Genomic DNA, 14,492 nt, shown 5'->3' with positions numbered 1-14,492 from the left:
CGCAGAACTGACCCCCAGCTACACGTGCGGCATGATGGGGCCATGCCTTACCCCATGACCGCCCCCGCCTCCGAACACCTCCTCGACCGCGCCAGCGCAGTCATCCCCGGCGGCGTCAACTCACCCGTACGCGCCTACCGCGCCGTCGGCGGCACTCCACGGTTCATGGAAAGCGCCTCCGGCCCCTATCTCATCGACGCCGACGGACGCCGCTACGTCGACCTCGTCTGCTCCTGGGGACCAATGATCCTCGGCCACGCACACCCCGACGTCCTCCAAGCCGTCACCACCGCAGCCCACAAAGGCTTCAGCTTCGGCACCCCCAGCGAAAACGAAGTCGCTCTCGCCGAAGAAATCGTCGCCCGCGTCGAACCGGTCGAACAAGTCCGCCTCGTCAACTCCGGCACCGAGGCAACCATGAGCGCAGTCCGCCTCGCCCGAGGCATCACCGGACGCTCCAAAATCGTCAAATTCGCCGGCCACTACCACGGCCACGTCGACGCCCTCCTCGCACACGCAGGCTCAGGCATCGCCACCCTCGCCCTACCTGACTCTGCAGGCGTCCCAGCCACCGCCGCCGCCGAAACCATCGTCCTTCCCTACAACAACCCCCAAGCCCTCCACGAAGCCTTCGCCAACCACGGCGACGACATCGCCTGCGTCATCACCGAAGCCTGCCCAGGCAACATGGGAGTCGTCCCACCCGCCGACGGATTCACCGAAACCATTCGATCCATCACCCGCCAACACGGTGCCCTGATGATTTCCGACGAAGTCATGACCGGCTTCCGCGTATCCGCCGCAGGCTGGTACGGCCATGAAGGTCCCACCGCCTCCGGAGCCCCCGACCTGTTCACCTTCGGCAAAGTCATGGGCGGAGGCTTCCCCGCAGCAGCCTTCGGCGGCAAAGCCGAACACATGGCCCACCTGGCACCCAACGGCCCCGTCTACCAAGCAGGCACCCTGTCCGGAAACCCCATCGCCTCAGCAGCAGGCCTAGCCACACTCCGCGCCTGCACCCCAGACCTCTACACCCGCATCCACACCACCGCCACCACCATCGCCAACGCCACCAGCCAAGCACTCACCACCGCAGGCGTCCCACACCACATCCAATGGGCAGGATCCATGTTCTCCGTCTTCTTCCGCGAAGGCGAAGTCCGCAACTACGCCGAGGCCAGCACCCAAAACACCCACGCCTTCGCCGCCTTCTTCCACAGCCTCCTCAGCAGCGGCGTCCACCTACCCCCTTCCGCATACGAAACTTGGTTCGTCAGCGCAGCCCACGACGACACCGCCATCGACCAGATCATTACCGCCCTACCCGCCGCAGCCAACGCAGCCGCACAAGCAACCACCAACTGACCCCACAAACCGGCACGAAAGGCGTCAACGATGAGCACAAGCAGCAAGAGCAGCCGCGAAACTACGGTGCACTTCCTGCGACACGGCGAGGTCTACAACCCGGCACGCATCATCTACGGCCGCCTGCCCAACTACCACCTCTCCGAACGCGGCCACGCCATGGCAGAACTCGCAGCACAATCCCTCCGCAACTTCCCCATTGGCTTGGTCGTCTCCTCACCGCTAGAACGCGCCCAAGAAACCGCCCAACCCGTCGCCGCCAACCACAACCTGCCCATCTACACCGACCCCCGCATCATCGAAGCCCAAAACTCCTTCGAAGGACATAAATTCGGCCAAGGACAAGCCTCCCTGCGCAACCCCGCCACCTGGAAACTTATCCGCAACCCCTTCCGCCCCTCCTGGGGCGAGCCCTACACCCACCTCGCCACCCGCATGCGCGAAGCCCTCCACGCCGCCGTCGAAGCCTCCCACCGACTCGCTGACGGAGCCGACGTCGTCGCCGTCTCCCACCAACTCCCCATCTGGGAACTGCGCCTATCCGTCGAAGGCCGCCGCCTATGGCACGACCCCCGCAAACGCGAATGCGGCCTCGCCTCCATCACCAGCTTCACCCTGCGCGACCACGAAATCATCGCCATCGCCTACAGCGAACCAGCCGCCGAACTCTACCCCGGATCCACCGGAGGAGTCGGCGCATGAAAAACACCCCACGCACCCTCACCACCCTTCTCCTCACCGCTACCCTCACCACCCTCACCGCCTGCAGCACCAGCGGCAACACCATCGCCAACCAAGCCCGCCGCGGCGACGACCTCGGCTACGTCACCGGAGACGGCGCCGTACAACGCCTACCCGCCGACCAACGCAAAACCCCCATCACCCTCAACGGAAAACTCCTCGACGGCACCCCCTGGAACATCACCGACAACCGCGGAAAAATCACCGTCCTCAACATCTGGGGATCCTGGTGCCAACCCTGCCAAAACGAAGCACCCCAACTCGAAAAAGCACACGCCCCCTACAACAAAGACCCCAACATCCAATTCATCGGAATCAACGTCGGTGAAAGCCCAGAAACCGGCTCCGCAGCAGCCAAAGCATGGGGCCTGACCTACCCCTCACTCACCGACCCCGAACGCAAACTCGCCTCCTCACTCAACGGCCTAGCCAACGCCACCCCCACCACCCTGGTCATCGACACCCAAGGCCGCGTCGCCGCACGCATCTCCGGAGCCCTCACCACCGCCTCAACCCTCACCGGACTCATCGACGACGTCCGCAACGGAAAAAACACATGACAGACCTCACACAGGTCCTCGCCGACGGCAACCTGCTCCTCGCCCTGACCATATCCCTCGCTGCAGGAAGCATCTCTTTCGCATCCCCCTGCGTCCTACCCCTCGTCCCAGGATTCCTCGGATACGTCGGCGGCATCGCTCACACCACCAACACCCCCAACCAGCCCACCCCAATCCGAAACCGCACCCTCCTGGGCGCCGCGCTATTCGTCCTCGGATTCAGCACCGTCTTCATCACCGGCACACTCCTGGCCTCCGCAGCAGGCGCAGCCCTACACAACTACACCCCCTGGCTCACCCGCCTCGGCGGCATCATCATCATCGCCTTCGCCCTCATCTTCCTTGGCTTCGGCACCCAACGCACCTACACACCCAGCTGGCGACCACGCACCGGCCTAGCCGGCGCCCCCCTGCTCGGCATCATCTTCGGCCTAGGCTGGGCGCCCTGCATGGGCCCCACCTACGCCGTCATCTACGCACTAGCCACCAACCTCGCCGGTGACACCGGACTCATCACCCGCGGCGCACTCCTAGGAATCGCCTACTGCGCAGGACTAGGCATCCCATTCCTGCTCATCGCCGCAGGCTGGCAACACGCCCTCACCGCCTCCACCTGGCTCCGCCGCCACCAACACGCAATCCACATCGCCGGAGGACTGCTCCTGCTCACCGTCGGACTGCTCCTGCTCACCGGAGCATGGGACACTATCGTCCACTACCTCCAAACCACCCTCGTCAACCGATTCCAGACCGCCCTCTAACACCCAGCCCCCGGCAGGCAGCAACGGGAACAGGACATGAGCACTCACACCCCACCCCAAGCCCCCAGCTCCCAGCCACGCCTCGGCCCACGAGGATGGGCACGCTGGGCCTGGCGACAAATCACATCCATGCGCACGGCACTCTTCCTACTTCTGCTGATCGCCGTCGCAGCCATCCCCGGCTCCATGCTCCCCCAACGCACCACCAACGCCGTTGCCGTCACCCAATGGATCAACCAACGACCCACCATCGGCGCCATATTCGACACAGTCGGACTCTTCGACGTATTCATATCCCCCTGGTTCTCCGCTATCTATCTCCTGCTCGTCCTCAGCCTCATCGGCTGCATCATTCCCCGCATCGGCGCACATATAAAAGCGCTGCGCTCCCTACCACCGCGCACTCCACGAAACCTCAACCGGCTACCCGCCTACAGCTCTTTCACCACCACAGCCAGCGAAGAAGACATCCTCCACATCGCCCGCGTCATGCTCGGAAAAGCCCGATTCCGCATGCGCCCCGCAGACGAAGACCGCTCCATCGCCGCCGAACGCGGCCACCTACGCGAAACCGGAAACATCGCCTTCCACCTGGGCCTAGTTGTCGTCATCGTGGCCCTGGCCATCGGATACCTCGTCGGCTGGAAAGCAGACCGCATCGTCCCCGTCGGCACCGGCTTCGTCAACGACGTCTCCAGCTACGACACCTTCGCGCCCGGACCATGGGTCAACCCCAACACCCTCGACCCCTGGCAACTGCGCATCGACTCACTTCACGTCAAGTTCCAAGATCGCCCAGACGCCCCCCAATTCGGCCAGGCTCGTGACTTCTCCGCCCAAACCACCATCACCATGCCTGATGGAACAACCAGCAAAAAACCCCTCGCAGTCAACGCACCCCTCCAATTCGGAGACGCCTGGACGTATCTCCTCGGCAACGGGTACGCCCCCACCATCACTGTCCGGAATCCAGATGGCGAGGTGCTCTATCGACAATCCACACCCTTCCTGCCCCAAGACGGCGTCTACACCTCCACTGGAGCCGTCAAAGTCGTAGGCGCACAGCCCAAACAACTCGGATTCACCGGAGTGCTCCTACCCAGTGCTTTCACCGATAAAAACGGTCCCGTATCTGTCTACCCCGACCTCGAAAACCCCCTCCTAGTACTAGACGTTTACACCGGTGACCTCTACTCCGGTGGCCCTCAATCCGTCTACAGCCTGGACACCACCCGCATGACCAAAGTAAAAAACGCCGACGGCAAACCAGCCCAACTCTGGCTACGCCCCGGTGACACCGTGCAACTGCCCAACAACCTGGGCAGCGTCACCCTTGAACAAAACATCCCTCGCTGGGCAGGCCTATCCACCCGCTACGATCCAGGCAAAACTCTCGCACTCGTGTCCTCCCTTGTCGCACTGATCGGCTTGATGATCTCTCTTACCGTTCGCCGTCGACGCGTCTACATCCGCGTCACTACGGACACCACCGACAATGGCTCCACACACAACACCGTTCACGTCGGTGGCCTCGCCCGCGGCGAAGACCCTCTACTGAACGACGCGATAACTGAACTGGCGCACAGGCTCTGCGCAGCTGTAGAAGCCAAAGAAACGAAAACTACCAACGGCCACCCCAACACACCGAGGCAGGCATGATGACGAATCAGCAGCTCGCGTTGCTGTCCAACTACGCCCTCTACGCCGCCATGGCCATGCTGTCCTGCGCCATGATCGGATACGCGATCTTCTTGGGGGTGGCTCGCGCTGCTACCGGAGGCAGCCGCGTTACAGCAGAAAACGAACAGACACCAGTAACCGCCGGGAATGCTCCGGTTCCACCCGAAGGTGCCAGAACAGCGGACAAAAATGAAAAACGCCTAGGTATTGGTTCTCTCGATTCGAGCGGATTGGGAATCCTGCACGGTTCAGCCGTCGAGGAGTTGAGTAACCGGAAAATTGAGGAAGTTGATGCTCGTTCCGGTGCGATAGCAACCATGTTGGGGTGGCTAGGCACCATGACCTTGTTTGTGTCGATGGTGCTACGAGGCCTTTCCGTACAGCGAGCCCCTGTATCGAACATGTTCGAGTTCGCGGTTGCCGCAGCTTTTCTCATTATGGCGGTTTTTTTGGGATTGGGGCTGAAACGACCACTCAAATGGATGGGTGTGTTTGTTGTGACGCCGGTGTTGTTGATGCTCGGGCTTGCCATCACAGTGTGGTATGCCCCTGCAGCGGAACTGGTTCCATCATTGAAGTCCACCTGGCTGGTTATTCACGTTCCGATCGCGATCTTGGCGACAGCCGTGTTCACGCTCGCATTCGTGGTGTTGCTGCTTCATTTGGCTAAAGCTCGCCATGAACGAAAACTGCGTGAAGGAACAGGCAAGCAGGCCTCATTGCTCGCACTGCTTCCAGACTCCGCGGCTCTGGATCGGGCCTCTTACGCCCTGCACATCACTGCGTTCCCGTTGTGGACTTTCACACTCATTGCAGGGGCAATCTGGGGGCAGAAAGCCTGGGGCGTCTATTGGAGCTGGGACCCCAAAGAGGTATGGACTTTTGTCATCTGGGTGATCTACGCGGCTTATTTGCACTCTCGCGCCACAAGTGGATGGAGTTTGAAAAGGTCGAACGTCATCGCTGTGATCGGCTACATGGCGATTATTGTGAACTTCACCATCGTGAACATGTTTTTCCCAGGCATGCACTCTTACTCGGGGCTGTGATTGATATGCGTCCTTCTATTGTTTATTCCTTCGCTCGGATCAGCATTTTCCTTGCGTGCCTGTTGATTCTCTGGCTAGTGGGTCTTAAAGACCCACTAGTGCTGCTGTTGGTGGCCGCCACGGTTTCGATGTTGATTTCGTTGTTTACTTTGGGCAAGTTGCGGGATCGCTTTGCAGTTGATGTGGCTGAACGAGTTGAGCGTCGCCGGCAAGAGAAAGCCGAGCGGCGGGCTCAGATAGATCAGTCTTCTGCTGAGGAAGATTCTGAGGCGGATTCGTTCCGCTGATTAGCCGATAGCGGGTAGACGCCAGATGGCCATGCCCAGGCCTAGGAAAATGCCGTAGATGAGAGTGAATTTTCCGGTGCGGCCCAGGACGGTGATGAGATCACGACCGCTGGATCCGCGTAGTACTTGGCGTACGCCGGGGATGATGTAAACGAAGGTGATGAGGCAGAACCAGGCACCTGGGTGGAAGAAACCAGCGATAAGTGAGCAGATTGCTGCGACGGCGATCATGCCTGCGTAGGCCAAGCGTGCGCCGGGTTCTCCGAGGCGGACTGCCAGGGTGATTTTTCCTGCGCCGGGGTCTGTGTGGATGTCTCGGAGGTTATTGACCATGAGGATTGCGCAGGAGAGCGAGCCGACGCCGACTGCTCCGGCGATGGAGGCCGGGGTGATGTAGAGGGTTTGGGTGTAGGTGGTTCCCAAGGTGGCGACGAGTCCGAAAAATATGAAGACCATGACTTCGCCGAGTCCGAGGTATCCGTAGGGTTTTTTACCTCCGGTGTAGAACCAGGCGGCGATGATGGCGAGCAGGCCGACGCCGATCATCCATAGGGTGTTGGCGAATGCGACGAGGGCTAAGCCGAAGAATGCTGCGACGCCGAAGGAGATGAATGCTGCGTTTTTGACTGCTTGGGGTGTGGCGAGTCCTTGACCGACGAGGCGGATTGGGCCGATACGTACGTTGGTGTCGTCGGTGCCGCGGATGCCGTCCGAGTAGTCGTTGGCGTAGTTGACGCCGATTTGTAGGGCGAGGGCGACGAGTAGGGCTAGTACGGCGAAGGGGAAGATTCCTCGGTCGACCGCGTAGGCGGATCCTGCGCCGATGACAACGGGCGCTACGGCTGCGGGCAGGGTGCGGGGGCGTGCACCTTGGACCCATTCCTTGTACGTGGCCATGGGGTGTGAATCCTTGTGTGGCTAGTCAGATTGCTTGGTGTGCTGTTCGGTTGGAGGTAGCCATTGTGGCGTGTGGGCGAGTGTGGTGTGCGGTGGTGGTGCGTGAGGTTAGAGACCGCGGAGGAAATCGGGGTCGTCGTCGGGGCCGATAGGTCGTTGTGGGCGGGGGCGTTGTGGGCGTCCGGCGAGCCACCAGGCGGTGCTTCCAACGATGGGGAAGAGGCAGATTCCGAGTGCCCAGAGGGGTTTGGGCAGGGCGCGGATGTGTTGTTCGTCGGTGTTGAGGCAGTCGACGAGGGTGTAGATGCTGTAGGCGAGGATGAGCAGAGTGCCGATTACCCGGATCACAACGTTTTCCGTTCTTTTCGCCGGTGGGTGTGGGGTGGGGTTCATTCTGGCATGGGGTTTTCAGGGCGGGGTTGTGTGCGGATGAGGGTGTTGCGGATGGCGGCGCGGTCGGGTTTGCCGGGGCCGCGTTGGGGTAGGTGGGGTAGGACGATGGTGTGGCGGGGGATGGCGTGTGGGGGGAGGGTTTCGCGGGCGGCGGTCAGTGCGGTGGGGATGAGTTGTTGAAGGTGTTTGATGTGGGTGGGGTTGGTGGGGGCGAAGGCTGCGGCGACGGTGGTTCCCCATTCGGGGTGGGGTATTCCGGTGACGTGGATGGTTGTTCCGGGGGGTAGGTGTGGGGCGAGGGCCTTTTCGACGTGGGTGGGGAGGACTTTGAGGCCGCCGGTGTTGATGATGTCGTCGGTGCGGCCTTCGAGGGTGAGGGTGCCGTCGGGGTTGATGTGTCCGATGTCGTCGGTGAGGTATGTGCGGGTGCCGTTGGGGTGGTGTGTGAAGGGTGTGTTGGTGTTGAGTGTGAGGGTGGTGGGGTTGTCGGTGGGGTTGAGGTATCCGTGGGCGATGTGGGTGCCTGTGAGTTGGATGCGTGTGGGGGTGGTGGTGTTGTTTGTGAAGGTGATGGTGGTGTCGCCGATGGGGTGGCCGTTGTAGACGCAGCCGCCGCAGGTTTCGCTCATGCCGTATGTGGTGATGAGGTTGATGTTGTGGTCTTTGGCGCGGTTGATGAGTTCGGTGGGGGTTGCTGCGCCGCCGACGAGGATGGCGTCGAGTTGGCGCAGTGTGGTGATGCCTTCGGTGGTGTTTAGTAGTCGGGCGAGTTGGGTGGGGACGAGTGAGGTGTAGTGGGGGGTGTTGGGGGTGGTGGTTTGGGCTTGGTGGAGGGCGGTGGCCAGGTGTGTGGCAGTGAAGCTGGTGGTGCGGTGGATGGGGATGGGGTTGTGGCCTGCTGCGAGGGATCGCAGGATTACTTGCAGTCCTGCGATGTGGTGGGGTGGGAGGGTGAGGATCCATTGGCCGGGGCCACCGAGGGCGTGTTCGGTGGCGGTGATGGAGGCATGGAGTGCTGTGGCGGTGCAGGTGGCGAGTTTGGGGGTTCCTGTTGATCCGGAGGTGGAGATGGCGAGGGTGGCTTGGGGTGGGAGGTTGGTTGCGGTGGTTGCTGTGGTGGGGGGTGTGTGGCCGGGGGCGGTGGGGATGAGGAGGGGGGTGTTTCCGTCGAGGGCGTGTCGGAGGGTGGTGTAGGTGGGGGTGAGGTCGCCGTGGGTGGGAATGGTGAGGGGGGTTATGGGGGTGGTGGTTGTGGGTTCCGGCACGGGGTCACCCTACTCATGTGCGGGTGGATGGGGGCGGGGTTGGGGGGTGGTGGTTGTGTTGTTTTTTCGGGTGGGGGTGGTGTTGTTGAGGGTGGTGCGTAGGTGTTCGCATGCTTTGGCGAGGGGTTTGGGGAGGGTGAAGAGGAAGGCGAGGGTGGGGATGCGGCGGAGGATTTTTTCTAGGAGGACGCATCCGGCGATGACGATGGTGGTGGCGAGGATGGGGTAGAGGAAAACGGCGCAGGGGATGCTGCGGATGGTGCTGCCGAGTCCGGTGCTTAGGCCGAGGGTGATGAGGTTGAGGATGGTGGCTAGGGGGATGTGGAGGGTGTAGATGCCGAGGGTGTGGTGGCCGAGGTAGGTCAGGGGGGTTGCTAGGTGGGGGATGCGGACGAGGCATCCGACGAAGCCGACTGCGGTCAGGCCGAGGGCGATGTAGAGGAGGGCGATGAGGGTGGCGTAGCCGGGGCCGGGTGGGGCGAGGCTGAGGAGTCGGGTCATGCCGATGGGTTGGTAGATGGCCCAGGAGGTGATGGCGGTGAGGATGGTGAGGGGTGGGCTGCTTGCCATGCGGGTGAGGATGGTGCGGCCGTGTACGCCTAGGCCGAAGAAGATGGCGTAGGTGAAGGCTCGGGTCCAGAGTGCGCTTTCGAGGGACCAGGCTTGGACGGCGATGAGGTGGAGGATGAAGAGTGTGGTGAGGGTGATCCAGGGGGGTACGCGTCGTAGTGCGGTGAAGAGGAGGATGTAGGTGGATAGGGCGAAGAGGTACCAGAGGTAGGTGTTGGGGAGCCAGAGTTGGATGAGCCACTGGTCGAGGGAAGCGACTTTGTGGGGGGTGGGGAAGTCTGGTGGCATGCAGAGGATGAAGATGCCGTAGGTGATGAGCCAGATGGTGTAGAGCCAGTAGTTGGTGGCGGCGCCGAGGATGGCTTTGCCGCGGCGGAATCCTCGGTGGATTTTTCCGGATGCGAGTACGCCGGAGAGGGCGAATAGCAGGGGCATGCGGATGATGGAGAGGATTTGGTTGATGCGTGCCCATCGTCCGGTTTCGAGTCCGCCGACCCAGGCCATGAGGTAGTAGTGGCCGATGGTGACGTGGAAGAGGACGACGAGGATGACTGCGACGGCGCGTGAGGCGTCGATCCAGCGGAGTCGTGGTGGTGTTGTGGGGGTGGGGGAGGGGTGTGGAGACGGTGAGGTGGCGTGACTGCTCACGTCGGTTGGGGTTCCCTCTCGGTGTGTTGGTGCGGGTGCGTTGGGGGGCGGGGTTCATCCTAGGCAGGCCGCGTCGGTGGGGCTGCTGTGGGGTTTTGTTAGGGGAGTTGGTGCTGACGCTACGGATGTGGGGTGCGGTGCGGCAAATGAGCTGGTGGTTGGGTTAGAAGTACCAGGGGAAGGGGCTCCAGTCGGGGTTGCGTTTTTCGAGGAATTGGTCGCGGCCTTCGATGGCTTCGTCGGTCATGTAGGCCAGTCTGGTGGCTTCTCCGGCGAATACTTGTTGGCCCATGAGTCCGTCGTCGGTGAGGTTGAATGCGAATTTGAGCATGCGTTGGGCTTGGGGTGATTTGCTCATGATTTCGGTGGCGACGCGGATGGCTTCGTGTTCGAGGTCGTCGTGGTCGGTGACGATGTTGACGGCGCCCATGCGGTGCATGTCTTCGGCGGTGTATTCGCGGCCGAGGAAGAAGATTTCGCGGGCGAATTTTTGGCCCACCATTTTGGCGAGGTAGGCGGAGCCGTAACCGGCGTCGAAGGAGCCTACGTCGGCGTCGGTTTGTTTGAAGCGGGCGTTTTGGCGGGAGGCTATGGTGAGGTCGCAGACGACGTGGAGGGAGTGTCCGCCGCCTGCTGCCCAGCCGTTGACGACGGCGATGACGATTTTGGGCATGGTGCGGATGAGGCGTTGCACTTCGAGGATGTGGAGGCGGCCACCTTCGGCTTTGGTGCGTTGTTCGTCGATGTTGGTGTGGGATTCCTCGCCGGTGGTGGCGTCTTTGCTGGCGTATTGATATCCGGATCGTCCGCGGATGCGTTGGTCTCCGCCGGTGCAGAAGGCCCATCCGTTGGTGGTGGGGGATTTGCCTGGGGTGGGGTGGGGGCCGTTGCCGGTGAGGAGGATGGTTCCCACGTGTGGGGTCATGCGGGCGTGGTCGAGGGTGCGGTAGAGCTCGTCGACGGTGTGTGGTCGGAATGCGTTGAGAACTTCGGGTCGGTTGAAGGCGATGCGCACGCAGCCTAGGGGGCGTCCGGGGACGGGGCCGGGGGCGGTGCTGCGGTGGTAGGTGATGTCGGTCAGGTCCTCGAAGCCGGGAACTGTCTCCCATGTAGTGGGGTCGAAGGTCTGTGACACGGTGTCCATGTGGCAAGCCTAGGCTTGCGGTGTTGTTCTGGTGGGATGCGACTTTGGGGGTAGGTGGGGTGCGACTTTAGGTGTAGGGGTGTGAGGTGGTTTGCAGACTGGGGGCGGATGACCGGTGGGGTGGTGCAGGGAAAAACTGGTTGTCATGAGGAGGCAACGATTTTTTGTAGGTGTGGCGGCGTTGTTTATGGGGGCTAGTTTTATTTCTGCGTATGTAGACCCGATTCAGCAGGAGTCTTACTCCAAAGAGACTGTGTACAGGGTGCAGTCTTCGGGGGCTGTGGGGGATCGACCGTGAGGGGGAAACGGTCGCGCAGCAGGAGGGGTCTAATGGAAAGTGAAGGCAGCTGTGTTGCATTGGCTGGCTAGGTAAGGCCCAGAAAAAGAGCTGTGGGGTGGGTCTAGCCTTGAGTGCATGCCGATCCCTGAACATGTTGCGAGGTTGCGGGCCAAGGTGGGGCACGATCTGTTGTGGCTGCCGGGTGTGACTGCTGTGGTGGTGCGTGAGGGTGCTCGGGGGGTGGAGGTGGTGTTGGTGCGTCGTTCTGATAACGGTGAGTACACCCCGGTGACTGGGGTGGTTGATCCGTTGGAACCTCCTGCGGTGACGGCGGTGCGTGAGGCGAAGGATGAGGCGTGTATTGATGTTGAGGTTGAGCGGTTGATCGCTGTGCGAGTGACGCCGGTTGTTACTTATCCCAATGGTGATCAGTCTGCTTATGTTGATGTTGCTTTTCGGTGTCGGTGGGTAGGTGGTGTTCCGCGGGTGGGGGACGATGAGTCTTCTGAGGTGGGGTGGTGGCCGGTGACAGATCTTCCGCCGATGGAGGGTCGTCATCGTGAGGCGATTGAGATTGCGTGTCGTGATGATGGTGAGGTCGTTTACGACTGATGCGTGTTCTTGTGCACACGATTGCGCTATGTGCTTGCCAACCGGTCGCATTGGCCGATGAGGAGGCAGGACTGTCCTAGTCTCCGCCCACGGCCGTGGGTGGTGTCGTGGTGAGGAGCGCAGCATGCAACGACGGATTCTCGTGGTACCCGCCGGTCATCGGGAGCCTGTGACTCCTGTGTGTCTAGGCCTGGTTCAGGCGCTGTCCGAGATGCGTGTGAATGTGGCTTATGCCAAACCCATTGCGCAGGAGTTCAGCAAGGGTAACGAGGATCAATCTGTTGAGGTGTTTCGGTTGGTGACGCGGTTGCGTCCGCCGCAGCCGGTTACTTCTGATACCGCGATGCGTAATTACGCCATGTATGGCAGTGACACTATGTTGTCTTCGGCGCTTTTTGAGATGCGTGATGTTTTGGCGCATGAAGCGGTGGTTTTTGAGGGGCTTTCCCCTATTCGTGGGACTTCTTTGACGAATCAGTTCAATGAAGAGTTTGCCGTGGGTGTTGATGCTGATGTGCTTCTTGTTGCCACAGCTGCCGAGGGTTTGGCCGAAGTTGTTGATCATGTCGCGATGGCTGCGCGTCCTTTTACTGACCGTCGCCCAGGCCGGGTTATTGGTGTTGTCATTGTCGGTGTTCAGGATGATGACAAGGGGCTGCTGGGTGATGTTCAGCGTGATCTTGAAGCCCGGAATTTGCAGGTTGTTGCTGCTGTTCCGCATAGTCCTCAGCTTGAGCGTTTGCGGGTGCGTGACATTGTTCATCAGCTGCGTCTGACTGTTGTTTCTGAGGGCGATATGGATCGTCGTGTTGAGCACACGATGATCGCTGCTCAAGGTATGCCAGGTGTTGTGGACCGTACCGCTGAGGCGGGGCGTTTTGTCATCACCCCTGGTGATCGTCCGGATGTTCTTATGACTGCTGCTCTTGCTGAGATTAAGGGGGTTCGTCCAGCGGGTGTGCTTCTGACGAGCGGTCTTTTGCCTAGTGAGAATGTGATGAGTTTGTGTGCGCCAGCGTTGGAGTCAGGTATGCCTTTGTTGGCGACGGATGACTTCACGTATGAGGCGGCTTCGGCGGTGAACGGCATCCAGATGCAGATTCCCGCTGATGACGAAGAGCGTGCACAGATGACGAAACAGACGTATGCCGAAGCGTTTTCTACTGAGTGGCTCCGCGGTTTGCAGGAGAATGAGCAGCCACGTCGCGCTACGTATATTCAGTTGCGGGCTTCGGTGATGGAGCGGTTGGGTACTAAGCGTTACGCCACAGCTTTGCCTGGTCCTGTCACTGTCGACATGCTCCGTTCTGCCCGGGCGTTGCTCGATTTCGGTATGGCTACGTGTTTGTTTGTTGGGTCTACTGAGCAAATCGGTGAGGTTGCTGCTCTTCACCACATCCCTATGCCTGATGCGGCGCAGATCATTGATGTTGCAAGCCCTGCTCCTGAGGTTGTGCGCTATTTGGCGGCTAAACGTGGTGTTGAGGAACAGGTGGCTGTCCGAGATTTGGCTGATCCGCTTACTTACTCCATGGTTTTGCTTGCGATGGAGGAAGTGCAGTCTGTGGTGGGTGACCGTATCGATACCGGTTCGGATTTGGTGCGTTTGGCTGACGAACTTATCGGTTTGTCTCCTGGAGTTACTTCGGTGGGGACCAGTACGTATCTTCTCGATAAGGAGTCCATCCAGATTTATGCTGGCCCTGCCTATGGGGAGAACGCCACGGTTGAGCAGATTGTGATTTCGGCTGAGCTGGCGGCTGATCGCGCTATTTCTTTGGGTATTTACCCGACGGTTACGTTCGTTTCTGAGGGGGATTGTTCTGCAGGAACTCTTGAGTTGATGACTCAGTGCCGGGACCTTCTTGTTACTCGACGTCCTGATTTGGCTGTTGCAGAGCCGATCCAGCTTAAAGAGTTCTTTGACCGTCCGCTTGAGGGGGGTGTGCGTTCTGGTGGTGGTTCTGTTGGTAATGCTTCGGTTCTTGTGTTCCATTCGACTCAGGCTCGAGAGCAAGCGCTGCGTGAGGCCCAACGGCATGTTGAGGGTAGCCGGGTTGGCCCGTTGCTGAATGGTTACGCCAAGCCATTTGCGGGATTGCCGCAGCGTGGTGGTGGCCCAGAGATCACGGACACGATCGGCTTAACGGCGGTTCTCACGGATCGCGCCTGAGCCGGTGTACCGGCGGGTGGAAATGAGTAGGTAGTGGATGCGTCGTTCTGTTCTAGGCGCCAGGATA

Annotated in this window: 15 protein-coding genes; 10 read left to right on the top strand and 5 right to left on the bottom strand. The window is 60.7% G+C overall.

Features of this window, described 5'->3' with window-relative positions:
* Window positions 1-42: 42 nt before the first annotated feature.
* Genes hemL through AC2T9U_RS10410 form a run of 7 tightly spaced genes read left to right on the top strand, consistent with a single transcriptional unit; the run spans window position 43 to window position 6,443 of the window.
* On the top strand, window positions 43-1,365 hold the full coding sequence (gene hemL / locus AC2T9U_RS10440) for a glutamate-1-semialdehyde 2,1-aminomutase (protein WP_493696056.1): 1,323 nt from the start codon (window positions 43-45) through the stop codon (window positions 1,363-1,365).
* Between the two features lie 30 nt (window positions 1,366-1,395).
* Window positions 1,396-2,067: a histidine phosphatase family protein gene (locus AC2T9U_RS10435; protein WP_493696055.1), complete on the top strand. Its 672-nt coding sequence runs from the start codon at window positions 1,396-1,398 to the stop codon at window positions 2,065-2,067.
* Entirely contained in the window at window positions 2,064-2,666 is a 603-nt protein-coding gene (locus tag AC2T9U_RS10430) for a TlpA family protein disulfide reductase (RefSeq protein ID WP_493696054.1), read from the top strand. The genes AC2T9U_RS10435 and AC2T9U_RS10430 overlap by 4 nt, the downstream gene beginning before the upstream one ends.
* A complete protein-coding gene (locus AC2T9U_RS10425) occupies window positions 2,663-3,427 on the top strand; it encodes a cytochrome c biogenesis CcdA family protein (protein ID WP_493696053.1) in 765 nt (254 codons plus the stop codon). The genes AC2T9U_RS10430 and AC2T9U_RS10425 overlap by 4 nt, the downstream gene beginning before the upstream one ends.
* 36 nt (window positions 3,428-3,463) lie before the next feature.
* Window positions 3,464-5,086 carry a cytochrome c biogenesis protein ResB gene (gene resB, locus AC2T9U_RS10420; RefSeq protein ID WP_493696052.1) on the top strand — a complete coding sequence of 541 codons (1,623 nt, stop codon included), beginning with the start codon at window positions 3,464-3,466 and terminating at the stop codon, window positions 5,084-5,086.
* A complete protein-coding gene (ccsB, locus tag AC2T9U_RS10415) occupies window positions 5,086-6,156 on the top strand; it encodes a c-type cytochrome biogenesis protein CcsB (RefSeq protein ID WP_493696051.1) in 1,071 nt (356 codons plus the stop codon). The genes resB and ccsB overlap by 1 nt, the downstream gene beginning before the upstream one ends.
* A 5-nt stretch (window positions 6,157-6,161) precedes the next feature.
* Window positions 6,162-6,443 (top strand): DUF4229 domain-containing protein, encoded by a 282-nt coding sequence (locus AC2T9U_RS10410; protein WP_493696050.1) that lies wholly within the window; start codon window positions 6,162-6,164, stop codon window positions 6,441-6,443.
* On the opposite strand, the gene AC2T9U_RS10405 is transcribed toward AC2T9U_RS10410, so the two are convergent.
* From AC2T9U_RS10405 to AC2T9U_RS10385, 5 genes are all read right to left on the bottom strand, one after another.
* Window positions 6,444-7,340, bottom strand: a complete 897-nt coding sequence (locus AC2T9U_RS10405) for a 1,4-dihydroxy-2-naphthoate polyprenyltransferase (RefSeq protein WP_493696049.1) — start codon at window positions 7,338-7,340, stop codon at window positions 6,444-6,446.
* A gap of 108 nt (window positions 7,341-7,448) precedes the next feature.
* The gene (locus tag AC2T9U_RS10400; RefSeq protein ID WP_493696048.1) at window positions 7,449-7,688 is read right to left on the bottom strand and encodes a PLDc N-terminal domain-containing protein; all 240 of its coding nucleotides are present in this window, start codon (window positions 7,686-7,688) and stop codon (window positions 7,449-7,451) included.
* Window positions 7,689-7,729: 41 nt separating this feature from the next.
* Complete coding sequence (locus tag AC2T9U_RS10395) at window positions 7,730-8,998, bottom strand: AMP-binding protein (protein WP_493696047.1); 1,269 nt, start codon at window positions 8,996-8,998, stop codon at window positions 7,730-7,732.
* Between the two features lie 9 nt (window positions 8,999-9,007).
* Complete coding sequence (locus AC2T9U_RS10390; RefSeq protein ID WP_493696046.1) at window positions 9,008-10,216, bottom strand: acyltransferase family protein; 1,209 nt, start codon at window positions 10,214-10,216, stop codon at window positions 9,008-9,010.
* A 163-nt stretch (window positions 10,217-10,379) separates the two neighbouring features.
* The gene (locus AC2T9U_RS10385) at window positions 10,380-11,360 is read right to left on the bottom strand and encodes a 1,4-dihydroxy-2-naphthoyl-CoA synthase (RefSeq protein ID WP_028327597.1); all 981 of its coding nucleotides are present in this window, start codon (window positions 11,358-11,360) and stop codon (window positions 10,380-10,382) included.
* A 145-nt stretch (window positions 11,361-11,505) separates the two neighbouring features.
* On the opposite strand from AC2T9U_RS10385, the gene AC2T9U_RS10380 reads away from it, so the two are divergent.
* The 3 genes from AC2T9U_RS10380 to AC2T9U_RS10370 all read left to right on the top strand — a co-directional run bounded on the left by AC2T9U_RS10380 (window position 11,506) and on the right by AC2T9U_RS10370 (window position 14,425).
* Entirely contained in the window at window positions 11,506-11,658 is a 153-nt protein-coding gene (locus AC2T9U_RS10380; RefSeq protein ID WP_493696045.1) for a hypothetical protein, read from the top strand.
* A gap of 117 nt (window positions 11,659-11,775) precedes the next feature.
* Window positions 11,776-12,252 carry an NUDIX hydrolase gene (locus AC2T9U_RS10375; RefSeq protein WP_493696044.1) on the top strand — a complete coding sequence of 159 codons (477 nt, stop codon included), beginning with the start codon at window positions 11,776-11,778 and terminating at the stop codon, window positions 12,250-12,252.
* A 124-nt stretch (window positions 12,253-12,376) separates the two neighbouring features.
* A complete protein-coding gene (locus AC2T9U_RS10370) occupies window positions 12,377-14,425 on the top strand; it encodes a phosphate acyltransferase (protein WP_493696043.1) in 2,049 nt (682 codons plus the stop codon).
* The last annotated feature ends 67 nt before the right edge of the window (window positions 14,426-14,492 follow it).

The organism is Dermatophilus sp. B7861-1 (assembly GCF_058996045.1).
This window is presented reverse-complemented; position numbering and strand designations above follow the sequence as displayed.